Below are 24,806 nucleotides of genomic sequence, written 5' to 3' on the forward strand. Positions count from 1 at the left end.
CATGAGTACCCCACACGACCCCGACGGCGTACGGCTGCAGAAGGTGCTGGCCCGTGCCGGGGTCGCCTCCCGGCGTGCCGCCGAGGAGCTGATCGCGCAGGGCCGCGTCCAGGTCGACGGCCAGACCGTCCGCGAGATGGGCCGCCGGATCGACCCGGACACCTCCGTCGTCCACGTCGACGGCGCGCGCGTCACCCTGCGCGACGACCAGGTCTACCTGGCGCTGAACAAGCCGGTCGGCCTGCACTCGACGATGTCCGACGACCTCGGCCGCCCCTGCGTCGGGGACCTGCTCGCCGACCGCGTCGAGCTGATGAACGAGGCACAGCGGCTGTTCCACGTCGGCCGGCTCGACGCCGACACCGAGGGCCTGCTGCTGCTCACCAACGACGGCGAGCTGGGCCACCGGCTCATGCACCCGTCCTACGAGGTGCCCAAGACCTACCTGGCCGAGGTCGAGGGCCGGATCGCCCGTGACCTGGGCAAGCGGCTGCGCGACGGCGTCGAGCTCGACGACGGCGTCGCGAGCATCGACGCGTTCAAGCTCGTCGACGTCGTTCCCGGCCGCTCGACGGTGCAGCTGGTGCTGCACGAGGGCCGCAAGCACATCGTCCGGCGGATGCTGGCCGAGGTCGGGCACCCGGTGCTGCGGCTGGTGCGCACCGCCGTCGGCGAGGTCCGCCTCGGCAACCAGAAGCCGGGCAAGCTGCGCCCGCTGGACCGGGTCGAGGTCGGGTCGCTGTACAAGGCCGTGGGACTGTAGATCCATGCCCGTACGTGCACTGCGCGGTGCGACCCAGGTCGACGCCGACGACCGCGAGCAGATCCTGGACCGCTCCGCGGAGCTCGTGACCGCCGTCCTGGAGCGCAACGAGCTGGCCTCCGACGACATCATCTCCATCTGGTTCACCGCGACACCCGACGTCACCGCCGAGTTCCCCGCCTACGCCGCCCGGCTGGTCGGGCTCAGCGACGTCCCGCTGATGTGCGCCACCGAGATGGCGGTGCCGGGTGCGCTGCCGCGGGTGCTGCGGCTGCTCGCGCACGTCGAGACGCCCAAGGGGCGCGCGGAGATGCGGCACGTGTACCTGCACGGGGCCCGCGCGCTGCGCACCGATCTCCCGCAGTAGGCACCCCGCCCCGCGTCCGCGGGCGCCGACCGGCGAGAATGCCGGGCGAGATGTCGGCGGAACGAGCTGGGGGACAGGTGGCCTTGCGCGGGGTCGTGGCGATGGACGGCCCGTCCGGGACGGGCAAGTCGACCGTCTCGCGACGGTTGGCGCAGGCTTGCGGGGCTGCGTACCTGGACACCGGGGCGATGTACCGGGCGGCGACGCTCGCCGCGCTGCGTGCCGGGCTGACCGAGCAGACGCCGGCCGAGGAGATCGCCCGCGTCGCGACCGGGGCGCCGATGGAGTCGGGCACCGACCCGTCGTCGCCGACGATCACGCTCGACGGTGACGACGTCTCGGCCGAGATCCGCGGCCCGGAGGTCACCGGGTTCGTCTCGGCGGTCTCGGCGGTGCCCGAGGTGCGGGCGGCGATGGTCGACCGGCAGCACGCGCTGATCGGGGCCGCGACGGGGGCCGGCGGCGGGATCGTCGTCGAGGGCCGCGACATCGGTACCGTGGTGGTGCCGGACGCGCCGCTCAAGGTGTACCTGACGGCGTCGCCCGAGGTCCGGGCCGCACGACGCGGCCGGCAGGACGCCAAGGCGGGGCGCGGCAGCGACATGCACGCGACGCTGGCCGACGTCGAGCGGCGGGACCGCCTCGACTCGTCGCGGCGCGTCTCCCCGCTCTACGCGGCGGCCGATGCCCTGGTGCTCGACACCGACCTGCTCTCCGCGGACGCCGTGCTCGACCGGCTCCGCGAGCTGGTCGTCGAGCGGGGACTGGACGGGTGACCCGGGAGGGTCGCTCGTGAACGACAGCGAGGCCGGATCGAACCGGCCGGGACGTGAGTGACAGGTGAGCGAGAACGAGACCCCCTACGTCGTCGGTGACGACGACCGGGCGGAGATGGACCGGCTCGGGCTGGACCCCGGCGAGTTCGTCGCCGTCGACGAGGAGGGGCGCGTCGCGTCCGGGATCGACCCGGACGAGGTGCTGGCGGTACCGACCCTGGCCGTCGTCGGACGGCCGAACGTCGGCAAGTCGACGCTGGTCAACCGGATGCTGGGCCGCCGCGAGGCGGTCGTGCAGGACGTCCCGGGCGTCACCCGGGACCGCGTCGTCTACGACGGGCTGTGGAACGGCCGCCGCTTCAAGCTGATGGACACCGGCGGCTGGGAGCCCGACGCGGCCGGCCTGCAGGGCTTCGTCGCCCAGCAGGCCGAGACCGCGATGCGCAGCGCCGACGCGGTGCTGCTCGTCGTCGACGCCTCGGTGGGCGCCACGACGACCGACCAGGCAGTCGCCCGCGTGCTGCGCCGCGCGGACATCCCCGTGCTGCTGTGCGCCACCAAGGTCGACGACGACCGGCTCACCGCCGACACCGCCGAGCTCTGGAAGCTCGGTCTCGGCGAGCCGATCCCGGTGTCGGGCCTGCACGGACGCGGCTCGGGCGACCTGCTCGACGCGATCCTCGACGTCCTGCCCGAGACCCCGCGTGAGACGTTCGGTCCCGGTGGGGAGGGCCCGCGCCGCGTCGCGCTGGTCGGCAAGCCGAACGTCGGCAAGTCCAGCCTGCTCAACAAGCTCTCCGGTGAGCAGCGCTCGGTCGTGCACGACGTCGCCGGCACCACCGTCGACCCGGTCGACTCCCTGGTCGAGCTCGACGGGCACACCTACCGGTTCGTCGATACCGCGGGCCTGCGCAAGCGGGTCAAGATGGCCTCGGGCATGGAGTACTACGCGTCGCTGCGCACCAGCGCCGCGATCGACGCCGCCGAGGTCGCGCTGGTGCTGATCGACGCGTCCGAGCCGATCGCCGAGCAGGACCAGCGGGTGCTGTCGATGGTCGCCGAGTCCGGCCGCGCCCTGGTCATCCTGTTCAACAAGTGGGACCTGGTCGACGAGGAGCGCCGCTACCAGATGACCCGCGAGCTCGAGCGGGACCTGATCAGCGTCCGCTGGGCCGAGCGGGTCAACGTCTCGGCGCTGACCGGGCGCTCGGTGCAGCGGGTCGGGCCGGCTCTGGAGCGGGCGCTGGAGTCCTGGGACACCCGAATCCCGACCGGGCGGCTCAACCAGTGGCTGTCCGACCTGGTCGCCGCAACCCCGCCGCCGGTGCGCGGCGGCAAGCAGCCCAAGATCATGTTCGCGACGCAGGCGGCGACCCGTCCGCCGACGTTCGTGCTGTTCACCAGCGGTTTCCTCGAGGCGGGCTACCGCCGGTTCGTCGAGCGCAAGCTGCGTGAGGAGTTCGGCTTCGCCGGTTCGCCGATCCGGCTGTCGGTGCGGGTCCGGGAGAAGCGGCCCCGCAAGAAGTAACCGACCGGCCCCCGGCGGCGAGACCGTCGGTGTGACGGCGCTGGAGCGGCTCTGGGTGTGGCGCGTGCGCGCGGCGTGCGAGCTCGCACTCGTGCGCCGCGGCGGCACCGGCCTCGCCGACGACGCCGCCACCGAGGCGTCCTGGTACGCCGACCTGCTCTTCCCGTGGGACGGGGCCGACGGTGAGCCGGACCGGCGCGTGTTCGCCTGGCTGAGCATCCTCGTCGCGCGCCGGCGGCTCGTCGAAGCGAGGTCGACGCGTCCGGACAGCTGATCTTCATCAGGTGTGTCCGCGCAGGTCCGCGGGGCTCCCGGGCGCGGGGACACCCCCGGCGGACGCGGGCGGGGCGTGCGGTAGTCTTGACGTGCCCCGCAAGGGGTGGCCGGGACGTGGCGCAGCTTGGTAGCGCACTTGACTGGGGGTCAAGGGGTCGCAGGTTCAAATCCTGTCGTCCCGACAGGCCGGAAACGGGCGGTTCTCCACTGGGAGAGCCGCCCTTTTTCATGCTCTGACCAGGGAAGACGTCAGGCTGCATGATCGTCTATGTTGATCATGTAGTTGATCTTCGGAGGGACTGCTCCGACAGTCCGTGGTGCCGTTCGTGGTGCGAAACCGGGCTCTTGAGTGCCCCGCGGCCGGCGGGCCCGGATGTCGCGGGGTCCCTGCGTCCCGGGTGTCTGCCGCGATCGGCGCCTGGCTCGAGCTGCCCGCGGCGTGGGTGTGGGCTGGACGCGGTGCTCGACGAGGTGGAGGTGCGGGCGGTCGCCGACACCTGGACGCGGGCGCTGCGAGCCATCGCGATCTCGGACTGATGCCGGATTGGTCCGGAACGCCTTTCTTCAGATTAGGGTAGGCGAACGTCATACGAACGAGTGACGAGGGCGGAAGTCGATGAGACGGATGGGGACCGGGTCGGTGCGACACCGGCTACGGATGACCGGCGCGGCGTTCGCGGCGGTGGTGTTGGCGGGGGTGCTCGCGGCGTGCGGGTCCGGTGCGTCGTCGGGCGGGGCGTCGTCCGGGGCCGGGGGCGCGTTTCCGGTGACCATTGCGCACAAGTTCGGCTCCACCGAGATCCCGGCCGAGCCGAAGCGTGTGGTGACGCTCGGGTATACCGATCAGGACCCGGTCATGGCGCTCGGTGTCGTCCCGGTCGGTACCACCGAGTGGTACGGCGAGTATCCCGGTGCGTTGTGGCCCTGGGCGAAGGAGAAGCTGGGTTCCGCCCCGCTGCCGACCGTCCTGCCCACCGCGGACACCGTTCCGATCGAGCAGGTCGCGGCGTTGAAGCCGGATCTGATCCTGAGTCTGTACGGCGGTCTGACGCAGGCCGACTACGACCTGCTCTCCCGGATCGCTCCGACCGTGGACCAGCCGCAGGGTGTGCAGGACTACGGGATCCCGTGGGACGAGCAGACCCGGATCGTCGGGAAGGCGCTCGGCCGCTCGGAGCAGGCCGAGCAGATGATCGGCGACGTCCGGGCGAAGATCGACCGGACGAAGGCGGCGCACCCGCAGTGGGCCGGTAAGAAGGTGATCACCGCCGGCTGGTTCAAGGAGCAGTGGTATGTCTACTCGTCGAAGGATCCGCGGGGAGAGCTGCTGACCGAGCTCGGGATGACCGTGCCGGCGGAGTTCGACCGTCTCGCCGGGGACAAGTTCGGCTCCTACATCAGCCTGGAGCGGGCGGACCTGCTCGACGTCGACGGCATCGTCTGGGTCACGTTCGCCGACGGTGAGGAGGCGGCGATCAAGTCCAGCCCCGGCTATGCCCAGGGGCCGGTGGTCAAGCAGGGGCGTGCGCTCTACATCTCCTCCGAGGGCCGCAACAACCTGGATCCGATGACCGGCTACATCACTGTGCTCAGCCTGCCGCGGCTGCTCGACGCGCTGCCGCCGCAGCTCGACGCCGTGCTCGACGGCAACCCGGCCACCACTCCGCCCGCGGTGGCTCCGTCATCCTGAGTGCCGGTTGAACCGCGGCGTTGAGCAAATGTGGCCGACCTCGGTGGGGTCACGGTGAAAAGCGATGCCTTTCGCGGAACGCTGGTTCCGAAGTTGCTCACTAATCGACAGGCGAGGTTAGCCAGTTGCCGGCGAGCATCACTGTACGACCGGCGAACTCGTGGTAGCCGTTCCAGACCTGGATTCGTGTGGGACACAACCTGATGTAGAGGTATCCAGGCATGTGGCGTGGGTCGTGGGAGACGGCTGCGAACCTGTCCGCGACAGGCTGCGAAATCTCCGACACGGTCTCGAACCGTTCCAGGCTCGCGTCCACCATGACCACGTCATCAGTCGTGCCGAGGGCGAGCCGAGCTCGTTGTGACTCACGGAGATTCGCGACTGTCCGGCTCCGTTCCGCTGTCGCGGTGACGATCTGTCCGTCGTCGTACACGAACGCGACGGGGATCATGTGCGGCCCACCGCTTCCTCCGGACGCGAGCCAGAGCTGGTGGGTATCGCTGAGTCGTCGCCGTGCGGCGCTGATGCGATCGTCAAGCGGACGCGGAGCGATCATGAACGGAATCCTTCCGGTTTGCTTCCGGGCTGCGCTGCGACGTCCTGCGCGGCGGTGGAGACCCGCGCATACCCGTCCTTCGTTCCGTTCACCGGATGAGTGTTGCAGGTAACGCACCCCCAGCGCGCATTTACTCGAACGACTGCATCAGCTGCATCCCGACGTCCGCGGGCGCATCGTCAGCGGAACCCCGCCTGTCGGCAATCATTGTTGCCGGACCGGCAAACTCGGCAGTCTGTGACTGATGACGCGCGACCGACGACGGAGGAGAGGTGTCGTGCGGTGAGCCCGACGACCGAGGCCGATGTTCTGCTGGCCCGCCGCTGCGCCGAGCTCGCGGGGGCAGCCCTGCTCGCCGAACGCGCCCGGCCCGGTCCCGGACTGGGCGATCGAGGTGACCGGATCGCGCACGAGGTCATCGTCGGGTTGCTGGCCGCCGAGCGGCCCTCCGACGTGGTGCTGAGCGAGGAGGCGGCCGACGACCCGGCACGCCTGGCCGCGGACCGGGTCTGGATCATCGACCCGTTGGACGGGACCCGCGAGTTCGCCGACACCGACACCGTGCAGTGGGCGGTGCACGTGGCGCTCTGGGAACGCGGTGCCGGACTGACGGTCGCCGCGGTCGGACTGCCGGGCCGCGGCCTCGTGCTCGACACCGCCGCGCCGCCGGTCGCCCCGGTGGCCCAGCGGCGATTGCGGATCGCGGTGAGCCGGACGCGGCCACCCGAGGTGGCCCGGCAGGTCGCCTCCCGGCTCGACGCCCAGCTGGTCCCGCTCGGCTCGGCCGGCTACAAGATCGCCGCCGTCCTGCTCGGGGAGGCCGACGCCTACCTGCACTCGGGCGGGCAGCTCCAGTGGGACTCCGCTGCGCCGGTCGCGGTCGCGCAGGCGGCCGGCCTGCACGCGAGCCGGCTCGACGGGGCACCGCTGCGATACAACGTCGCGGAGCTTGCGATACCCGATCTGCTGGTCGCCTCTCCGCCGGTGGCCGAAGCCGTTCTCACCGCGATCGGCGGCAGGCAGAACCGGTAGACCGCAGGCCCGGGGTGGACGCGATCGGCCGTCCCGCGGCGGGTGCCGCAAACATCTTGAATGTCGTTCAGAATTAGGTATGGTGCGCCTTAGTCAGCCCGCGGAGGGGCTGCTCGAGGAGCGCCATGACAGCGACGGACGCGCCGACGCGCGCACCGGCAGCCGGGTCCACGGAGCGGGCCGCCGATCCGAAGGACCAGCAGCGGCTCGACATACGAGCCCTGAAGGATCTGCTCCGGCCGGTTGCCGGGAGTCTCACTGCCGGCCGGGCACTCGCCGTGGTGTCGGGAGTGCTGGCCGTCGTCCCGTACATCGCCCTGGTCCAGCTCGGTGCCGTGCTGCTGGACGCCGCCGGAACCGGCACCGCGGTCGGAGGCGCCGAGGTCGACCGGTGGTTGCGGATCCTGCTGATCGGGTTCGCGTTGCGGCTCGCCGTCTACTTCATGGCACTGGTCATCACCCACGTCGCCGACATCAGGCTCGGGCATCTGATCCGGCAGCGGATGGTGCGGCGGTTCTCCCGGGTGCCGCTGGTCTGGTTCACATCCACCAACTCCGGCCGGGTCCGCAAGGCGTTGCAGGACGACATCGGGACGATCCACAACCTGATCGCCCACCGGCCGGTCGAGGCCACGAACGCCGTCGTCATGCCGCTCACGCTGATGGTCTACGCGTTCGTCATCGACTGGCGGCTCGGGCTGCTGGCGATCGCCACGCTGCCGCTCTACGCGGCGGCGATGACGATCCCGATGCGGGGCATGAACGAGAAGACCGTCGAGATGGACCGCAAGCTCGGCGCCGTCTCGGCGCGGATGGTCGAGTTCGTCACCGGCATCACCGTCGTGAAGGCGTTCGGCCGGGTCGGCCGTGCCCACCGTGCCTACCAGGACGCGGCGCGCGAGTTCGGGCAGTTCTACTACGCCTGGGTACGCCCGCTGATCACGGTGAGCGCGCTGGGGAGCTCGCTGCTCGCCGTGCCGCTGGTCCTGCTGGTCAACGTGGGGGGCGGGGCATGGCTGGTGAGCCAGGGCGTGGTCACCGCGGCCGACGTCCTCGCGACTGCATTGATCGCGCTGCTCATCCCGTACGGCCTCGAGGTCCTGATGCACTCGATGTGGTCCCAGCAGCTGGCCGGCGCCTCGGCGCGGCGGCTCACCGATCTGCTCCGGACTCCGGTCCTCGCCGACGACGCCGACCGCGTGATGCCCAGCGGGCACGACGTCGTCTTCGACCACGTCAGCTACTCCTACGGCGACGGCCCGGACGCCGACCTCGCCCTGGACGACGTGTCGCTCACCCTGCGGGAGGGAACGGTCACCGCGCTGGTCGGGCCGTCCGGTTCCGGCAAGTCGACGATCGCGACCCTGCTCGCCCGGTTCGACGCCCCCCGTTCCGGCACGATCAGCCTGGGCGGTGCGCCGATCGATGGCATCGACGATCTCTACGCCCGGGTGGGCTTCGTCCTCCAGGACCCCCAGCTGCCGTCGGTCAGCCTGCGGGACAACATCGCGCTCGGCCGGCCCGACGCCACCGACGAGCAGGTCCGGGACGCCGCCCGCGCCGCCCGCGTCCTCGACGAGATCGAGGCGCTGCCGGACGGCTTCGACACCGTGTACGGCGTCGATACCGGGCTGTCCGGTGGTCAGGCACAACGCATCGCGATCGCCCGCGCGATCCTGGTCGACGCGCCCGTGCTGATCCTCGACGAGGCCACCGCGCTCACCGACCCCGAGGCGCAGCACCAGATCCAGCAGGCGCTGTCCGATCTGGTGCGCGGCAAGACGGTGCTGCTGATCGCGCACCGCCCCGAGGTGATCAAGGGTGTCGACCAGATCGTGCTCGTCGACGGCGGCCGGGTCGCCGCCGTCGGCACGCACGACGAACTGGTCGACCACCCCGGCTACGCCCACCTCCGGGAGACCGGAACCCACCCGTCCGACCGGGGAGCGGACGAGTGAACCTCGCGCTCATCGACATCGTCCCGCGCATGAAGCGCATGGTCTCCGACCCGGACGCGCTGCACCCGGCACTGGTCGTCGCCGGGCTGAGCGGGCTGGCCGAGGGGCTCGCGCTGACGTCGCTGCTGCCCGCGATCAGCTCGCTCGCCGCCGGTCAGCCCGTCTGGGGACTGGGCGTCGGCGGCTGGCTGGTGGTGTTCGCGGTACTCGCGGTCACCTGCTTCGGCCTGCACTACCTGCAGGAACGCCGCACCTACGGGGTCGCGCTCGACTTCCTCGACAGCATCCACCGGCTGGTCGGCGACCAGGTCGCCAAGCAGCCGCTCGGCTGGTTCGCCCGGCCCCGTGCGGGACGCCTGTCCCGAATGGTGTCCACCGAGCTGATGAGCGCGGGGGAGATCTTCGCGCACATGATCGGCCCGCTGGTCGGCCGGATCGTCGCCGCCGTGACGGTCGTGATCGCCGCCTGGTTCTGGAACCCGCTGCTCGGCCTGGTGCTGACGGTCGCCGTGCCGGTGTTCTTGCTCCTCACGCTCGTCTCCGCGCACCTGATGAGGCGTGGCGGCGCCCTGCACGAGCCGGACGAGGTGAACCTCGCCCACCGGATCGTCGAGTACGCGCAGTGCCAGGGAGCGCTCCGGTCGTGCGGCCGCAGCGACGAGTTCGTCCCGCTCACCACCGCGCTCGAGGACACCCGTGCGTCGAAGACCCGCGCGTTGTGGCTGGAGAGCACCGGCCTGCTGATCAGCGGGGCCGGAACCCAGGTCGTGATCGTCGCGGTGGTCGGACTGACCGGCTCGCTCGCCGTGACCGGCACGCTCGCGCCCATCCCGGCGCTGGTGTTCATCGGGCTGGCGCTGCGGTTCACCTCCACCCTCTCGACGATCACCGACAGCGCGATGGCGCTGGAGACCCGGCGCCCGCTGCTCGACGCGATCGACGAGGTACTCACCGCCGAACCTCTTCCGGAGCCGTCCGCGACGTCGGCGCCGGCCGAGCTGCCCGCGCCGGGAACCGTCGAGCTGGAACGGGTCACCTTCGCGTACGCGCCGGGCGCCGAGCCGGTGCTGCGGGACGTCTCGCTCTCGGCCCCCGCCGGATCGATGGTCGCGCTCGTCGGACCGTCGGGCAGCGGAAAGACGACGATCGCCCGGCTGGTCAGCCGCTTCTACGATGCCGACTCCGGCACCGTGCGGGTCGGCGGGCTGCCGGTCACCGAGCAGACCACCACCCAGCTCATGGGGCAGCTGTCGATGGTCTTCCAGGACGTCTACCTGTTCGACGACACGTTGGAGGCGAACGTGGCGGTCGGCCGCGAGGACGCTGTCCCGGCGGAGGTTCGGGCGGCGGCCGACCTGGCCGGAGTCACCGAGATCGCCGAGCGGCTGCCCGACGGCTGGCGCTCCCGGGTGGGGGAGGGCGGTCGCGCGCTGTCCGGCGGCGAACGGCAACGCGTCGCAATCGCCCGCGCGCTGCTCAAACGGTCCCCGATCGTGCTGCTCGACGAGGCCACGTCCGCGCTCGACGTCGAGAACGAGGCGAACGTCGTCGCGGCTGTCGAGCAGCTGCGGACCCAGGCGACCGTCCTGATCATCGCGCACCGGCTCGACACCGTCGTCGCCGCCGACCTGATCGTCTCGCTCGACGGCGACGGCCGGGTCGAGGCACAGGGAACCCACGCGCAGCTCCTCGCGGCGGGCGGCACCTACGCCCAGTTCTGGGCGCGGCTCCACGAGGCGCAGGGCTGGCAGCTCGCCGGCGCGGACGCGGGATCGCGGGCCGATGGCTGAGCGGTCGCCGGGCACCCACCGTGGACCCGTCCCCGGAGGGCGCAAGGTCGGGCGCAAGCCGGCGTTCACCGCGGAGGACGTCGTCGCCGCCGCCCTCGCGGAGGGGATCGACCGGTTCACGCTCGCGGCCGTCGCCGAACGCCTCGGGGTGGTCACCACGGCGCTCTACCGGGTCTTCCCGGCACGGGACGACCTCGTGGTCGCCTGCCTGGACGCCGCCGGCGCGACGATCACGCTCCCCGGTGTGGACATGCACTGGCGTGCGGCGCTGCGGCTGTGGGCCGACGAGTGCTGGCGCATCTGCGAGGACTTCCCCGGACTCAGCCGGCTCGTCTACACCTACCCGACGGCACCCACCCGCATCCAGTACGTGTTCCGGGCCTACGCGACCAACCTCGCCGCCCAGGGCCGGACCCCCGGCCAGGCGATGTTCGCGATCGACTTCATCGGCGACACCGTGTTCGCCTCGCACTGGGGCGTGGAGTCGATGCGGTCGGTCGACGAGCGCGGCCGCAGCGGCCTGGAAGCCGTTCGGGACGTCGTAGGTGACTCCACCCGCGACGCGGACGCGATGTTCAACCCGGACGACTCCTGGACCGAGCGGACCGCGATGGACGTGAAGATCGAGTTCATCCTCGCCGGGCTGGAGCGCGACTGGCCCGAGTTCCCCTCCGCCACCCCACCGCGGATGGACCAAGTCCGCGAGTAGATCGAAGCCGTCGAGTTGTTCACCGTCGGATGCCTGCGCGGAGCCGGTCCCGCGTGCTGGAACCGACGCGGGTGCGATCCTCGTCGGACAGGCGAGCGGCGGCCAGGAATCCGCGGGCGTCGAAGTCACAGGGGCCGTTGAAGGGATAGTCGGTCGCAAGCATGATCCGCTCGATCCCGACGACCTCGGCAGCCCACCGCAGGTAGCGGTGGCTGGCGACGCGTCGTCGCCTGCGTGGAGCCGTGGGTGGTCACCCGCGCTGCACTGCGCCGGGCCGCCCCGTCCCCGGGCTCGCGCTGTGTGGTCGTCGGAGCGGGCAGTCAGGGCACGCTGCTGTGTCTGACCCTGCTCGCAGCCGGGTTCGTGCCGGTCGTCGCCGAACCGCATCCGGGACGACGTCGCCGCGCCGAGGACCTGGGAGCCCGCCCGTTCGTGCCGGGGGAGACGTTCGCGACGGTGTTCGAGACCTCCGGCGCTCCGGCCGCCTGGAGCACCGCGGTCGAGGCGGTGGATCGAGCCGGGACGCTGGTGCTCATCGGTCAGCACGACGGGCCGTCGTCGATCAACACCCACGACCTCGTGCAGCGGCAGGTGACGATCGTCGGGTCGTTGATCTACGACCACCCGCAGGACTTCGCCGCGGCGATCGCGGACCTGCCGGTGGTCGTCGACGCCCTGACCGGGTTGATGGAGCCGGAGCCCCGGGAGACCGATCGGGCAGGGGCGGCGTTCGACGCGGTGTCGAGAGCGGACCGGAAGGTATGGCTGTGCCCGCAGGACGTACCGAACGCCGATTCGCCGTCCCCGTCGGTGCGGTGACCGGACCGCCCCGGCAGAAGGGCCGGTGTCCGAGGGTCATCGGGACCGGCCCTGTCGTCTCACTACCTGAGGCGATGCAGGCAGCCGCCGGAGCGGCCGCCATGGATCACATACCGAGCAGCACGTACGCCGTCGGGACGAGTCCGCTCACCGACACCAGGAACCCGGCGGCGAGGTTCATGAGGCGGTTCGTGCGGACGGGCGTGGTCGCGGTGGCCGGGACGGAGAACTGCGGGGCGGTCATTGCATCCTTCTCAACGGGTTGGTGCGAACTGTGCTTCCACGTGGTGCATCGCGTCGATCAGGCACTTCGTTCCCGGTGTGAGCGGTGTCGTGCGTCTCCCCGGTTCAGACGCGTCCTGACCGGGGTGGGAAGGCAACTCCGACGAGCCACACGCGGCGGTCGAGGTGCTCACCTGGACTCCGGATCCTGGCCCCGGGCGGCACGTCCACCGTCGACGGGCAGCACGACACCGTTGATGAAGCTCGCCGCGTCGGAGAGCAGATAGGCCACGGCATCGGCGACGTCGTCCGGCCAGCCGACGCGGCCCAGCGGGTGGATCGCCGCCATCTCCCGGCGGGTGTGGTCGGCCGCCACGGTGCCCTGATCGTCGAGCAGAGCCTCGTAGCGGTCGGTCGTGATCGAGCCCAGCGCGACGGCGTTGACGCGGATGCCGTCCGGCCCGTGATCCACGGCGGCAGCCCGCGTGAGTCCCTCGACCGCGGCCTTGGCGACGGCGTAGGGAAGTGCTCCGCGGACGGCGCGCTGTGCCTGGTGACTGGAGACGTTGACGACCGAGCCGGGCGTCTGCGCCTCCTGGAACCGGCGGACCGCCACGCCGGTCCCGACGAGTGCAGGCGCGAGGTTCGCGTTGATCAGGTGCAGGACCTCGTCCGGCGTCGCGGAGATCAGGTCGGCGTCGCGGAAGATCGCGGCGTTGTTGACCCAGCCCGAGAAGGTGCCGAGCTCCTGAGCCCGGTCGGCAGCTCGGTCCGCGGCGGCTTGGTCGTCCGCACTGCCGATCACGGTCGCGACGCGCGTGCCCGTGGGGTGCCGCCCGACCCAGCCGGTGGCGTCGGCGTCGTACTCGAGGACGACGACTGAGTCGCCGGCGGCGAGCAGTTTCTCGGCGATGGCGCGTCCGACTCCGCGACCGGCGCCGGTGACGACATGCGACCGGGACATGCGCAGGGAGTTCCCGGTCGACCGTTCAGGCGAAACGGTGTGCTCGGCTACGTCACGGACGTTCAGCCTCGAGCTGCGGCAGCCGCTCACGCACTCGCGTGACGGTCCGTGACCAGGCAAGACCGACGACGAGGAGCAACACCGTTGAGAGACAGAAGAGGGCCGTGAAGAAGTGGGCGGCCTCACTGAGGCTGACCAGGAGCTGCAGTACCTGAGACGCCGCGAGGAAGAAGAACAACCAGGCCTTACGGGGCCGGCGACTGAGGTCACGAGCGACCCGTATCGCGAGGTCGTGCTGCTCAGGCGGAATCGGATCGCCGCGACGGAGCCTCGTCAGCAACCGGCTCCGCTGTCGCATGGTCGGCAGCTCGTTCAGCGGCGACGGTGCGTGCCCGCGCCGTCGCCGCCATCGGGTGATGACGGAGGCCAACAGGAGCGCGACCACGATGGGCGCCGTCGTGAGTGAGATGAACAGCGCTGCCTGACCCGGTTCAAGGCGGCCGGCCCCGTCATCGACAAGAACCCAGAACGACACGAACAGAACTGCGGTACCGAGTAGGAGTGCGGCAGCAGCCCGGATCCACCGCTGCTCCCGACGCGCTGCGACATCCTCGGCGGAGTGCTGTTCGTCGGCGTGAGCCGGCTCGTCCACGGAACGCCCCCTGTCGGTCGATCATTGATCGGCAGCGGAGACGGATTCGTTTCGTCGACCGACGGTCAGGGCGGCGCTGCTCGGACCGCGTCCTGCAACGGCCCGTCCACCCAGCTCCGCATCTCGGCGTGCGACCGCAGCCGGACGACCGTCAGCCGCGGATGGTCGCGGGCGACGGCCGGTACCGACGCCCGGTACTTGTGCCGGGTCGAGATCGCCCAGCGCAGGATGTGGTCGTCGTCGACGAGCACGCGGGGGAGCGGCGGTTCGACGTTGCCGTTCCACAGCTCCTGACGGGTCCGGCTCCGTCGCCAGGTCCGGCGCAGAACCTGCGGGAACGTGACCGTCCAGAACGGCAGGTCGAGCCACACCAGCAGGTCCGCTCGGGTGGCGAGCAGCGGGCGCGCGGTCCGGTACTGCCATTCGGTGGTCCAGGTGTCGGTGTCGGCCAGCCGGCGGACGTCGTCCATGAAGGACGGACGCGGCACCCAGCCCGGTCCGTGGAACAGCGCGTCGATCTCGGTGTGCGGTGCATCCAGGATCGGAGCGATCTGCGCGGCGAGCGTCGTCTTGCCCGAGCCCGACACCCCGGCGACGAGGATGCGCCGGGGCCGGTGGGGGAGCGGGTCGTCCCAGCGCAGCATTCCGCCAGCGTACGAGCAGGCGCACCGTCGACCGGTTCCGTGCAGCGCCGGAATGTGGCACCGTGACGGCATGGCTTCGATCCGAAAGGCCCGTGCCGCGTAAGCGACCGGCCCGTGTGCGGGCCCTCAACCAGCAACAGCGGCATCCCACGCCGATCGACGGCGTGCCTTTGTCGACGAGCCGGTTTCTCGACCGGCTCGGATTCCCCTCGAGCCGGGTCCGAGACGACTTACTCACATACCAGGATGTCGTGCGTCGTCCCAGGTCCCACTTCCGGTCGGAGAACAACGACCTCATCATGTTCATGGCGCCGATTCCTCGCGACTATCTGGAACGTGCACTCCGGGCTCTTCCGCCACATCGGGCGCGACCGCTGCGTCGCCAGATCGGGCATTACGACGCGTTGTTCCGCGCCAAGTCCGTGAACAACCCGTTCTGCGATCCGCGGGCGCCCTGGTGGATACGCCGGATGTGACAGCGCGGCCCGCTCGTCGACGTGCGCGATCTGTCAGGATGCCACGACGTCGTCCAAGGTGACGACGTCGGCGAAGCGGCCTTGCAGGGCCGCGGCGGTACGGTCCCGGATGTCCTCGGGTGCGAGGTCTCCGGAGTCTCGCCAGCGCGGGAGCGGCATGGTGGCGGTGGCGTCGAGGACGAACGTGACCCGATAGCCGAGGTCGGATGCGACCCGCGCCGTCGTCTCACAGCACTGCTCTGTGCGGATCCCGCAGATGACGACGTGGTCGACGCCGCGCTCACGAAGCTGCTGGTCCAGATCGGTGCTGGTGAACGCGTTGTGGCTGGTCTTGCTCAGCTCGATCTCACCGGCATCGGGGATGAGGCCGGGAAGAAGGCGTACGTGGCCGATGCCAGGGTCGAAGACGGTGCCCGTACCGGGTTCCGTGTGCAGGACCCAGACGATCTCGTCGCCGGCCGATCGTGCGTGTTCGACGAGCGTGGAGATGCGGTCGGTGATTTCGGCCGGAGCGATCGTGGCCCAGTCGTCCGGGCGGGCGCGGAACGACTCCTGGGCGTCGAGGACGACGAGCGCGGTGGACATGGCGCCGACCGTGCACCACAGCCTGCCGTGCGCCCATGCCCGGATCGGCCCCGATGCGGAGGGATCCAGCCATCCGGGATGCCGCCTACGTACGGTCGGCCGTCAGTACGCCTGGAACCCGAGCCAGACGGCCAGCCCGACACCCGCGACGGCGATGACGACGCGGAGCCGTGCGACCGGCAGGCGCCGCGCGATCGGCGGCCCGACGCCGGTGCCGATCAACAGGCCGACGGCGAGCGCCGGCACCAGCGGCCACTCCACCGGTCCGAACAGTCCGAAGGCGAGCGCGGCTGCCACGTCGCTGACCAGGACGAGGACGTTCTTCATCCCGTTGATCGTCGGCAGCGGCAGCGTCGTGGTCAGGACCAGGGCAGCGATCATCAGCACGCTGCTGCCGGCCGCGAAGTATCCGTTGTAGACGGAGACCGCAGCCAGTGCGGCGACGGGCGCGAGACCGCGACGGCGGGGTGCGGAGTCGGTGCTCGTGGCCGACGCATCGCGTCGCGGCACGAGGATCAGTAGTGCCGCGACCGCGACGAGGAACGGCACGACCTTCTCGAAGACCCCCGGCGGGCTGAGCAGCAGCAGCGCCGACCCGGCGACGGTGCCCACGATCCCGGCCGCACACAGCTGCAGCGTCAGCCGGGTGTGGCCCACGGTGTCGGGGCGTGAGCTGTACGCGCCGCCGATCCCGCCGAACGCGAGTGCGACGGTGTTCGTGACGTTGGCGGCCGTGGCGGGCAGGCCCAGCCAGAGCAACACGGGGTAGGAGAACACGGATCCGACGCCGGTGATCGTGCCGGCGACGCCCGCGACGACGCCCGCGGCGATGAGCGCGGGCCATGTCGTCAGCACGTGGTCGAGCCTGCCGACGACGTCCGGAGTGGACGACCCGAAGATGGTTGTCCGGTCATACGGCACTCTCCGGGTACCAGCGCGGTTCGTACCAGTGCGGTTCCTCCGCACAGACCCAGCGCGTGGCAGGCCCGCTGACGGCGGCGGCACCGGTCAGCCAACGGCTCTCGTCCGGGTTCCATCCGGCCAGGACCGAGGAACGGCCGGCGCCGACGTCGATCGCGCGGCCTGCGGTGCTCAGGTAGCCGGCGACGGTGAGGTGGACGGCGTCGTAGTCCTCGGCGACCGCTCGCCAGTCCGGCAGCACCCACGTCCGGTCGACACCGGTGGTCAGGAACCAGCAGCACCGACGTGCTGCGGTGACGTCGACCGGACGGATGCGGCACAGGTGTGCCCAGTCGTCGGGCCCGGTGATCTCGTAGACCCGGGCCGCATCGTCGAGCGTCACCGGGGCCACGTCCGCGGCGGTCCAGTTCATCCGGTCCTCGAAGAGGGTCAGCCCGGCCGGTCCTGCGGAGCCGAGCTCGCGCGTCGTGCTGAGCAGGGCCACTGCCGGACGGGACCACCAGCAGCCGCCGTACGCCGCCGTGGGGTCGCTGGGACTGTCGCGCCGAGCTCGCGTCTCTTCCTCGAGCAGGGCCGCATGCTCGGCGGCGAGTGCCGCGGCCGGATCCGCGGTGGGGTGCGGGAGGTGCTCGAACCTGACGGCGTACTGCCGGGTGCGGTCGATCGGTTCGGCCCACCACCCCGTCGACGGGGAGGCGGTGACGAGCTGGGCTAGCCACTCGAGGGCGTCCCGCAGCGCGGGCTCGGCGGCGAGAACGTCCTCACCGCTCGGCCGCTGCCAGTACGTGGCCGCGTCGACAGCCTCGCGGAGGGCCTCGAACGCCTCGGTGCCGTCGGGTTCGTTCAGATCCGCCTGCCGGATCAGGTCGGCGACCTCGGCAGCGCTGGGATTCGGGATGTCCTGCTCGGCGGGGTTGTCGTAGAGCGCGGGGTTTCCGTAGAGCACAGCGCCGAGGCCCTGGGCGACCGACCGTTGGTAGGAGGCATAGAACGTGGCGCTGGCGAGCGCCTGGAAACGCACCGCGTGCGCCGACCGGACCGCGTACTCCATGCACAGCCTGCGGCCGCGCGGCCCGGCGAGGAGCTGCTCCGGCGTGAGCGTCATGGGGCTCGACCGTACGGGGCGGTCGCGTCGTGACCGAAGCGGTTTCGGCTCCGGATACCTGCAGGTGCTGTCCCGGGTCTGCAGCAGCTGCAGCGTCGGCCGGCTTCCGCCGAGGTCGCTCGGGCAGACCTGACCAGAGAGAGCCAAATGCCCTACATTTGGGCTATGGCGGTCGACGAGCCCGGGCATCGTGCGGTTCAACGGCGACGGATGCTGCTCGTCGCGGCGGTGTTGCTGGTGGCGGCCAACCTGCGAGCGAGCCTGACCGGCGTCGGTCCGCTCCTCGATGTCATCACCGCCGACGTGCATCTCTCTGCGGTGGCCGCTGGTGCGCTGACTGCCCTGCCCCTGCTGGCGTTCGCAGCAGTCTCGCCGTTGGTCCCGCGGGCGGCCTCGCTGTTCGGGGGCGCGGAGAACGCGCTGGTGCTCGCGCTGTGCGTATTGATCGTCGGGATCGGGGTGCGGTGGTTGCCGTCGGCCGCCGCCTTGTTCGTGGGCACGTCGGTGATCGGAGTCGGGATCGCCGTCGGGAACGTGCTGCTCCCCAGCGTGATCAAGCGTCACTTCCCGGACTCGGTCGGTGTGATGACCAGCGCCTACGCCACGGTGATGAGTGCGGTGGCGGCCGTCGTGTCAGGGGTCGTCGTTCCGATCAGTACGCGTCTCCCCGGAGGCTGGCGGTCGGCGCTCGGCGTCTGGATCGTGCCGGCGGTTGCTGCCGCGGCCATCTGGGGATGGCGTCTGCTCGGGCGCCGCCGAGGCAATCTCGGCACGGCGCCGCGGTCGGGTGGGAGCCGATTGCCGTGGTCGTCGGGCACGGCATGGGCCGTGACGGCGTTCATGGGGCTGCAGTCACTCGGGTTCTACGTGGTGATCACCTGGCTGCCGAGTGTCGTGCAGGACGACGCGGGGTTCTCCGCGGACCAGGCGGGCGTGTTGCTGTTCGTGTTCCAGATCGTCGCGGTGGCGGTGAGTCTCGTCGTTCCTGTCCTGCTGCGGACGATCGCCGACCAACGGATTCTCGCCGTTGCCGGCTCGGTGCTGAGTCTTGCCGGGTACAGCGGGCTCCTGACTGCTCCGGCGCTTGCCGTTCTGTGGGTCGTGGTGCTGGGCGTCGGGGGCGGAGCTTGTCTCGTCTTGGCTCTGATGTTCTTGAGCGTCCGGGCCGCCGACCCCGCAGCCGCCGGAGCGTTGTCGGCGATGGCCCAGTCGATGGGCTATCTCCTCGCCGCGATCGGGCCTGTCGGGTTCGGAGCCTTCCACGTCGGTAACACGTGGGCGGCGGCACTCACGGCGCTCGCCGTCGTGGCGGTCCTGCAGATCGCTGTGGCGGGTTTCGCCGGACGGGGCACTGTTGTCGTTCGCTGAGAGTCGTCGATTTCGTCGTTGGACTAGCCTGCACGAATCCGTACGGGTCGGAGGGGGAGCGGTTGAGCGAGCTGCGGGTTCCTGAGCGGAAGGTCCCCCTGGCTCGGCAGGTCGCCGACCAGATTCAGAGCATGATCACCAGTGGCGACTGGCCGGTCGGGTACAAGATCCCCGCCGAGCACGACCTCGTCGAGAAGTTCGAGGTCAGCCGCAACACCATCCGGGAGGCTCTCCGCGCGCTCGTGCACGCGCAGCTGCTGGAGGCTCGGGTCGGTGACGGAACCTACGTCCGAAGTGCCAGCGAGATCGAGCAACCGCTGATCACCCGCGCTGCCCGCAGCGAGTTCGAGGAGGTCCTCGAGGTGCGTGCGGCGCTGGAATGCCGGGCTGCTCGGCTTGCTGCGCTCCGACGGACTCCGGAGGACGCCATTCAGCTACGCGAGCTGCTGGAAGTGCAGCGAGAGGCGTCCCGGGCGCCGGATCGCAGCGTTTTCACCACTGCCGATACCCGGCTGCATCGGGAAGTCGTCGCGATCGCCGGAAACGAGCTGCTCGCCGAACTCTACGATCATCTCGGCACGGCCCTGGCCGCCTCGATCGAAGCGATGCCCTGGACGGAGTCACTCGCCGTCGAGCACGACCGCAACCACGCCGCGCTGGTCGACGCGATCGTCGCGGGACGGCCCGATGACGCCGAACGAGCAGCTGCGAAGCTGGTCGAGACGTCGAAGGGTGACCAGGTTCCGGAACGTTCCGGACGCCTCCGACCCTGAGCCCTCCGTCTCGCCCGTGACGTCGTCGCGTGTTTCATCGCGGCCGCGTCGGCGGCGCACTTCTCGTGCTCGCCGGCCGTGGCATGGGCGCGGTGAGACGGGCGATCTCATGAGCTAACCGTCGCGTTCGGACGGCGACGGCGACCCGACCTGTGACACCGGCGTACTTCCGAATCGGCGCTCGACATCGTCGGTCAGGAACCGCAGCAGCTCGTCGAGCGTCTCCCGTCGGGCCGGGCCGAGGCCGGCGAGCAGATCGGCGTCGAGGTCGGCGATGCTGCCGACGAGTCGATCGACGAGCTCGTGCCCGGCCGGGAGCAGGCGCACCAGCCGCTGCCGGCCACTCCTCCCCTCGATCCGTTCGACCAGGCCCGCCTGTTCGGCGCGCCCGAGCCGCTGGGAGATCGCACCGGCCGTCACCAGTGCTCGGCGCGCGATCTCACCGGGAGCGAGCTCGTAGGGAGGCCCGGAGCGGCGCAGGACCGAGAGCAGATCGAGGGTCGCCTGGTCGGCGCCGCCCTCGGCGATGACCCGGCGACGCTGATCGCCGAAGACCTTCGCCAGCCGCCACAGCCGCGTGACGACCGCCATTGCCTCGACCGAGATGCCGGGTCGCTCACGCGCCCATGCCGCGGTGATCGAGTCGACCTCGGCGTCGGAACGTGTCTCGTCTGGCGGCACGACTTGCCCTCCAAGGCTTTAGGTCTAAACTTTAGGTCTGAAGTCGATCCGAGGAGAGTCTAGATGCGCACCGTCGTCGTCACCGGAGCCGCGACCGGAATCGGTCGCGCCGTCGCCGAGTCGTTTCATGCCGCGGGGGACCGGGTGGTCCTCACCGGCCGCCGTCGGGAGCTGCTCGGCACGGCCGCATCCGAGCTCGGTGGCGCCGCGAAGGCGGTCACTTTCGACGCGGCCGACGCCGCAGCGGTCACGGCCGCGCTGCAGGAGCTGCCGGAGCGGGTCGACGTGCTGGTCAACAACGCCGGCGGCAACACCGACTTCGACCGCGACGCCCCGGTCACGCTCGCCGATACCGCCGCGGCCTGGCGGGCGAATCTCGACGCGAACCTGCTGTCGGCGGTACTCGTCACGACGGCGTTGCGTGACCGTCTCGCCCCGGGCGCGAGCGTGGTCAACATCGGCTCCATCGCGGCGGACAAGGGCGCCGGCTCGTACGGTGCTGCGAAGGCGGGCCTCGCTTCGTGGACCGTCGATCTCGCAGGGCAGCTCGGGCCACACGACGTCACGGTCAACACGGTCGCACCGGGCTACGTCGCCGACACCGAGTTCTTCCGGGACAAGCTCGACGACGACCGCCGCCGGTCACTCGTGGACTCGGCACTCACCCGGCGCCCGAGCCGGCCGCACGACATCGCCGCGGCGGTGGCCTTCCTGGCCGGCCCCGGCGCGCGGCAGATCACCGGACAGATGATCGCCGTCAACGGTGGTGAGCACACCACGCGGTAGATCCCCGGCGGGCCGGGCTTCCTCGTCGGCCGCCACATCAAGGCATCCGCCGCCGGCGTGACCGGCAGCCCGAAATCCCGTTCCGGGCGACGCATTCCCGCCGTAGCCTGCTCCCCGGACGAACGTGCTGCTGTGCCCAGGAGGCGGAACGTGCCACGCGAACACGGCTACACGGTGACGGTGACCTGGACCGGTGACCGCGGAACCGGGACCAGCGGTTACCGCGACTTCGACCGGGAGCACGACGTCGAGGCCGAGGGCCGGCCCGTCGTCCGAGGCAGCGCCGACCCCGCGTTCCGCGGCGACCCGACGCGCTGGAACCCCGAGCAGATGCTCCTCGCGTCGCTGTCGCAGTGCCACATGCTCTGGTACCTGCACCTGTGTGCCGACGCCGGCGTCGTGGTCACCGGCTACGTCGACGACGCCCGCGGCACGATGGTCGAGAGCCCCTCCGGCGGCCGGTACACCGGCGTGACGCTGGCGCCGCGGGTCACCGTGCGCGACGACGGGATGGTCGACCGCGCCCTTTCGCTGCACCGCGACGCCCATGCCCAGTGCTTCATCGCGAACTCTGTGGCGTTCCCGGTCGAGCACGAGCCGACCGTCGTCGTCTCCGAGCCTGCCTCCTGACGCGCCGGTCGGTCAGCGGACGACATCCGCCGGCACCCGCGCCAGCAGCTCGTCGAGCGCCTCGCCCACGTCCGGCAGCGTCTCCATGTCCTGTGCGACCGCCCGCGCCGAGGCCGCGTACGACGGGTCGTCGAGCGCCGTCCGCACCGCTGCGGGCAGGTCGTCCAGCTCGTCGACGACGACGGCCCCTCCGGTCGCGGCCGCGCGCTCCGCGTTGCCCCGATGGTCGGCGAACCGGGGGAGCAGCACCATCGGCACCCCCGCGCTCAGACTGCCGAGGACGGTGCCGGCACCGCCCGGCGCGATGACCAGTGACACCCCGCGCAGGAGCTGTTCGAGCGGGACGAACCCGACCGGCAGGACCCGCGATCGGTCGACCGGCGCGGTGCGGGGGTCACCGCAGGGCGACCAGGTGACGACGACGTCGACGTCGAGCGCGCCGAGGACGTCGAGGGCCCGCAGGTAGAGCGCGGGATCGTCGATCATGGTGCCGAACGTGAGCAGGACCGTGGGGCGGTCGTCGTGCCCGAAGGACACCGGTCGCGACCACGACGACGAGAGCGCACCCCGGTGCGGGCGGGGCCGGAACGCCACCCGGTCGTCGGGGGCCACCCAGCCCGGTGCCTGCAGGAACGCGGGACAGGGGTCGACGTAGGCGATGCGCTGGTGTCGCTGCAGGCCACAGGCCGTGTAGGCCGTCGCCAGCGGAGCCTCGAGCACCTCGGTGAACCCCGTGGGCAGCGCCGGCCCCAGCCCGTGGGCGGCCCACGGCACGCCGAGCGACGCAGCCGCCATCGGCCCCACGTAGTCCACCCACTCGGCGACGACGAGGTCCGGGCGGAACCGGCACACCGCGGAGAGCGCGTCGTCGAAGGTCATGTCGACGCGGGTCCCGGCGTAGAGGTCGGCCGCCTCGGCGGGACCGATCCGGTCGTGGGGCAGCGCACCGCCCCAACCGTCCGGGTGGCGACGGCCGTTCTCGGCGACGATCTCGGACCACTCCGGCCCGACACCGTGCACGGGGACCGGCGCGGCGAGCCCGTTCATCGACTCGGACGAGAACAGCGCGACGTCGTGACCCTGGTCCTGCGCCGCCTGCGCCAGCGGGAGCAGCGGCAGGACGTGCCCGGCCTCGGCGTTGGCGAAGAACGCGATGCGCATGGCAGGAGTATCGGGGACGCGATCCGGGCCCGGGGACGGGAGCCGGCGGACGGAGTTCGCGCGGGGGACACCCCTCGTCGACGCACCGCGGGCGGTTCCGCCGGTGCGATCCGGCGGCGCCCCGGCGAGAGCGACTCGGTCAGTTCTTGCCGAAGGCGTCCTTGACGCCCTTGGCGGCGAGACTCACATCACACCGCACCGGCGTGAGGATCGCAGCCCCACGGCGTCCCACGGACAGACCGGACGAGCCCGGATCCGGTCGGGACGGCCGTGACATGCGGCGACGCCGAGTCGGGCAGGGGAGATTCCGTGACCAGCCCGGGCGCCGCGCCCCGCCACGGGGGCAGGCTCGACCACCAGGCCGACGCCTGGCTGGTCGACAAGGCGAAGGCCGGGTCGGTCGAGGCGTTCGAGGTGCTCATCCGCCGGCACCGCGACCGCATCTACCGGATCGCGCTGCGGATGCTCGGCAGCCCGCACGACGCCGAGGACCTGACCCAGGAGGTCGTCATCCAGCTCTGGACGGCGCTGGCCGGGTTCGCGGGCAACAGCCTGTTCACGACGTGGCTCTACCGCGTCGTGGTGAACCGCTGCCTGAGCACGATCCGGCGCCGCCGCGAGGACGACCCGCTGACCGATCCCGACGTCGTGACCACCCCGGGCGCCGACGCCGAGGCACTGGCCCGGGACCGGCTGCGGGCGGTGACGGCGGCGATCATGAACCTGACCCCCGAACAACGCGCCGCCCTCGTGCTGGTCGACATCGAACAGCTCGGCTACGACGAGGCGGCCTCCGTGCTCGGGGTCTCCGAGCCGACTCTGCGAGGGCGGCTGTTCCGGGCCCGCCAGCAGCTCGCCGACACCATGCGGGAGTGGGCATGACCGACGACCAGCACGAGCAGCCCCGGCCACGCGAGACCCTGACCTGCGGGGCCTCCGCCGAGGAGCTGATGGCCCAGGTCGCCGACGGCCGCGCGGCCGAGCGCGACGAGCACCAGCGGTCCTGCGTGCACTGCCGGGCGTTCCTCACCGAGTACGACCGGCTGTGGTCACCGCTGCGCGAGCTCGCCGCCCAGCCCGTCGCCGTCCCCGACGGGCCGGTCGAGGCCGCACTCGCCCGCATCCGCGGCGCGCTCGGCGATCCCGGCTACGCCGTGCTGGAACAGGGCGGGCAGGGCCTCACCCGGGTCGCGGCGCGGGTCGTCGTCGTCACCGCGCGGTACTCCGCGCAGCAGGTGCCGGGGGTGCGGGTGGCGCTGAGCCGGGAGGTGGCCGCGGAGGACACCGGGCAGGACACCGGCTCGCAGGTCGTCGCCGGGGTCGCGGGGGCCAGTGCCGCCGTGGAGATCACCCTTGCCGCGGACTACGGGCGGTCGCTGCCGGAACTGGCCGAACAGGTCCGCCGGACCGTGACCGAACGGATCTGCCGCCTCGTCGACCTGGAGGCGCTGGAGGTCACCGTCGTCATCGACGACGTGTTCCGGTGAGGTACCCGCCGGCGAGCCGCGGACGCTCACCCGTCCCGCCGATGCTCGCCTGATCGCGGGAGCGTTCGCGGAAACGGGTGAGCGTTC

The 24,806-nt window shown here is 71.3% G+C and carries 27 protein-coding genes and 1 tRNA gene; 18 read left to right on the plus strand and 10 right to left on the minus strand.

Annotated elements, in window-relative coordinates:
• Position 1: 1 nt before the first annotated feature.
• From ACLE50_RS12190 to ACLE50_RS12220, 7 genes are all read left to right on the plus strand, one after another.
• Positions 2-763, plus strand: coding sequence for a pseudouridine synthase (locus ACLE50_RS12190; protein WP_410943599.1), 762 nt, complete (start codon positions 2-4; stop codon positions 761-763).
• A 4-nt stretch (positions 764-767) separates the two neighbouring features.
• Positions 768-1,130: a chorismate mutase gene (gene aroH / locus ACLE50_RS12195; protein ID WP_410943600.1), complete on the plus strand. Its 363-nt coding sequence runs from the start codon at positions 768-770 to the stop codon at positions 1,128-1,130.
• A gap of 50 nt (positions 1,131-1,180) precedes the next feature.
• A complete protein-coding gene (gene cmk, locus ACLE50_RS12200; RefSeq protein WP_410943601.1) occupies positions 1,181-1,906 on the plus strand; it encodes a (d)CMP kinase in 726 nt (241 codons plus the stop codon).
• Between the two features lie 115 nt (positions 1,907-2,021).
• Positions 2,022-3,434: a ribosome biogenesis GTPase Der gene (der, locus tag ACLE50_RS12205; protein WP_410943893.1), complete on the plus strand. Its 1,413-nt coding sequence runs from the start codon at positions 2,022-2,024 to the stop codon at positions 3,432-3,434.
• Positions 3,435-3,465: 31 nt separating this feature from the next.
• Positions 3,466-3,708, plus strand: a complete 243-nt coding sequence (locus ACLE50_RS12210; RefSeq protein WP_410943602.1) for a hypothetical protein — start codon at positions 3,466-3,468, stop codon at positions 3,706-3,708.
• Positions 3,709-3,818: 110 nt separating this feature from the next.
• A tRNA-Pro gene (locus tag ACLE50_RS12215) sits at positions 3,819-3,892 on the plus strand.
• A 476-nt stretch (positions 3,893-4,368) separates the two neighbouring features.
• Positions 4,369-5,400 (plus strand): iron-siderophore ABC transporter substrate-binding protein, encoded by a 1,032-nt coding sequence (locus tag ACLE50_RS12220; protein WP_410943603.1) that lies wholly within the window; start codon positions 4,369-4,371, stop codon positions 5,398-5,400.
• A 100-nt stretch (positions 5,401-5,500) separates the two neighbouring features.
• Here the strand turns inward: ACLE50_RS12220 and ACLE50_RS12225 are convergent, their stop codons facing one another.
• Positions 5,501-5,956, minus strand: coding sequence for a pyridoxamine 5'-phosphate oxidase family protein (locus ACLE50_RS12225; protein ID WP_410943604.1), 456 nt, complete (start codon positions 5,954-5,956; stop codon positions 5,501-5,503).
• Positions 5,957-6,238: 282 nt separating this feature from the next.
• Between ACLE50_RS12225 and ACLE50_RS12230 the strand changes: the two genes are divergently transcribed.
• The 5 genes from ACLE50_RS12230 to ACLE50_RS12250 all read left to right on the plus strand — a co-directional run bounded on the left by ACLE50_RS12230 (position 6,239) and on the right by ACLE50_RS12250 (position 12,264).
• The gene (locus tag ACLE50_RS12230) at positions 6,239-6,988 is read left to right on the plus strand and encodes an inositol monophosphatase family protein (protein ID WP_410943605.1); all 750 of its coding nucleotides are present in this window, start codon (positions 6,239-6,241) and stop codon (positions 6,986-6,988) included.
• Between the two features lie 125 nt (positions 6,989-7,113).
• Positions 7,114-8,946 carry an ABC transporter ATP-binding protein gene (locus ACLE50_RS12235; RefSeq protein WP_410943606.1) on the plus strand — a complete coding sequence of 611 codons (1,833 nt, stop codon included), beginning with the start codon at positions 7,114-7,116 and terminating at the stop codon, positions 8,944-8,946.
• A complete protein-coding gene (locus ACLE50_RS12240) occupies positions 8,943-10,736 on the plus strand; it encodes an ABC transporter ATP-binding protein (protein ID WP_410943607.1) in 1,794 nt (597 codons plus the stop codon). Before ACLE50_RS12235 ends, ACLE50_RS12240 begins: the two co-directional genes overlap by 4 nt.
• Entirely contained in the window at positions 10,729-11,445 is a 717-nt protein-coding gene (locus ACLE50_RS12245; RefSeq protein WP_410943608.1) for a TetR/AcrR family transcriptional regulator, read from the plus strand. The genes ACLE50_RS12240 and ACLE50_RS12245 overlap by 8 nt, the downstream gene beginning before the upstream one ends.
• A gap of 246 nt (positions 11,446-11,691) precedes the next feature.
• On the plus strand, positions 11,692-12,264 hold the full coding sequence (locus ACLE50_RS12250; protein ID WP_410943609.1) for a zinc-binding dehydrogenase: 573 nt from the start codon (positions 11,692-11,694) through the stop codon (positions 12,262-12,264).
• A 106-nt stretch (positions 12,265-12,370) separates the two neighbouring features.
• On the opposite strand, the gene ACLE50_RS12255 is transcribed toward ACLE50_RS12250, so the two are convergent.
• From ACLE50_RS12255 to ACLE50_RS12285, 7 genes are all read right to left on the minus strand, one after another.
• Positions 12,371-12,508 carry a hypothetical protein gene (locus ACLE50_RS12255; protein WP_410943610.1) on the minus strand — a complete coding sequence of 46 codons (138 nt, stop codon included), beginning with the start codon at positions 12,506-12,508 and terminating at the stop codon, positions 12,371-12,373.
• Positions 12,509-12,676: 168 nt separating this feature from the next.
• Positions 12,677-13,450 carry an SDR family NAD(P)-dependent oxidoreductase gene (locus ACLE50_RS12260; RefSeq protein ID WP_410943611.1) on the minus strand — a complete coding sequence of 258 codons (774 nt, stop codon included), beginning with the start codon at positions 13,448-13,450 and terminating at the stop codon, positions 12,677-12,679.
• A gap of 52 nt (positions 13,451-13,502) precedes the next feature.
• Positions 13,503-14,102, minus strand: coding sequence for a hypothetical protein (locus ACLE50_RS12265; protein ID WP_410943612.1), 600 nt, complete (start codon positions 14,100-14,102; stop codon positions 13,503-13,505).
• A 65-nt stretch (positions 14,103-14,167) separates the two neighbouring features.
• Positions 14,168-14,746, minus strand: a complete 579-nt coding sequence (locus ACLE50_RS12270) for a P-loop NTPase family protein (RefSeq protein ID WP_410943613.1) — start codon at positions 14,744-14,746, stop codon at positions 14,168-14,170.
• Between the two features lie 509 nt (positions 14,747-15,255).
• Positions 15,256-15,807 carry a cysteine hydrolase family protein gene (locus tag ACLE50_RS12275; protein WP_410943614.1) on the minus strand — a complete coding sequence of 184 codons (552 nt, stop codon included), beginning with the start codon at positions 15,805-15,807 and terminating at the stop codon, positions 15,256-15,258.
• Between the two features lie 102 nt (positions 15,808-15,909).
• A complete protein-coding gene (locus ACLE50_RS12280; RefSeq protein WP_410943615.1) occupies positions 15,910-16,662 on the minus strand; it encodes a sulfite exporter TauE/SafE family protein in 753 nt (250 codons plus the stop codon).
• 55 nt (positions 16,663-16,717) lie between these two features.
• Positions 16,718-17,833, minus strand: a complete 1,116-nt coding sequence (locus ACLE50_RS12285; protein WP_410943616.1) for a hypothetical protein — start codon at positions 17,831-17,833, stop codon at positions 16,718-16,720.
• A gap of 165 nt (positions 17,834-17,998) precedes the next feature.
• Here ACLE50_RS12285 and ACLE50_RS12290 point away from each other — a divergent pair, with 165 nt between their 5' ends.
• Together ACLE50_RS12290 and ACLE50_RS12295 are read left to right on the plus strand one after the other, a co-directional pair.
• Complete coding sequence (locus tag ACLE50_RS12290; RefSeq protein ID WP_410943617.1) at positions 17,999-19,201, plus strand: MFS transporter; 1,203 nt, start codon at positions 17,999-18,001, stop codon at positions 19,199-19,201.
• A 62-nt stretch (positions 19,202-19,263) separates the two neighbouring features.
• Complete coding sequence (locus tag ACLE50_RS12295; protein WP_410943618.1) at positions 19,264-19,974, plus strand: FadR/GntR family transcriptional regulator; 711 nt, start codon at positions 19,264-19,266, stop codon at positions 19,972-19,974.
• 114 nt (positions 19,975-20,088) lie between these two features.
• Here the strand turns inward: ACLE50_RS12295 and ACLE50_RS12300 are convergent, their stop codons facing one another.
• Positions 20,089-20,655 (minus strand): MarR family winged helix-turn-helix transcriptional regulator, encoded by a 567-nt coding sequence (locus tag ACLE50_RS12300; protein ID WP_410943619.1) that lies wholly within the window; start codon positions 20,653-20,655, stop codon positions 20,089-20,091.
• Between the two features lie 63 nt (positions 20,656-20,718).
• Here ACLE50_RS12300 and ACLE50_RS12305 point away from each other — a divergent pair, with 63 nt between their 5' ends.
• Positions 20,719-21,441, plus strand: a complete 723-nt coding sequence (locus ACLE50_RS12305; protein ID WP_410943620.1) for an SDR family NAD(P)-dependent oxidoreductase — start codon at positions 20,719-20,721, stop codon at positions 21,439-21,441.
• 150 nt (positions 21,442-21,591) lie between these two features.
• Positions 21,592-22,071, plus strand: coding sequence for an OsmC family protein (locus ACLE50_RS12310; RefSeq protein WP_410943621.1), 480 nt, complete (start codon positions 21,592-21,594; stop codon positions 22,069-22,071).
• A 12-nt stretch (positions 22,072-22,083) separates the two neighbouring features.
• On the opposite strand, the gene ACLE50_RS12315 is transcribed toward ACLE50_RS12310, so the two are convergent.
• A complete protein-coding gene (locus ACLE50_RS12315; protein WP_410943622.1) occupies positions 22,084-23,232 on the minus strand; it encodes a glycosyltransferase in 1,149 nt (382 codons plus the stop codon).
• 309 nt (positions 23,233-23,541) lie between these two features.
• Between ACLE50_RS12315 and ACLE50_RS12320 the strand changes: the two genes are divergently transcribed.
• Positions 23,542-24,114 carry an RNA polymerase sigma factor gene (locus tag ACLE50_RS12320; protein ID WP_410943623.1) on the plus strand — a complete coding sequence of 191 codons (573 nt, stop codon included), beginning with the start codon at positions 23,542-23,544 and terminating at the stop codon, positions 24,112-24,114.
• Positions 24,111-24,719, plus strand: coding sequence for an Asp23/Gls24 family envelope stress response protein (locus tag ACLE50_RS12325; RefSeq protein WP_410943624.1), 609 nt, complete (start codon positions 24,111-24,113; stop codon positions 24,717-24,719). Before ACLE50_RS12320 ends, ACLE50_RS12325 begins: the two co-directional genes overlap by 4 nt.
• The last annotated feature ends 87 nt before the right edge of the window (positions 24,720-24,806 follow it).

The organism is Pseudonocardia phyllosphaerae (genome assembly GCF_046546475.1).
GTDB lineage: Bacteria > Actinomycetota > Actinomycetes > Mycobacteriales > Pseudonocardiaceae > Pseudonocardia > Pseudonocardia phyllosphaerae.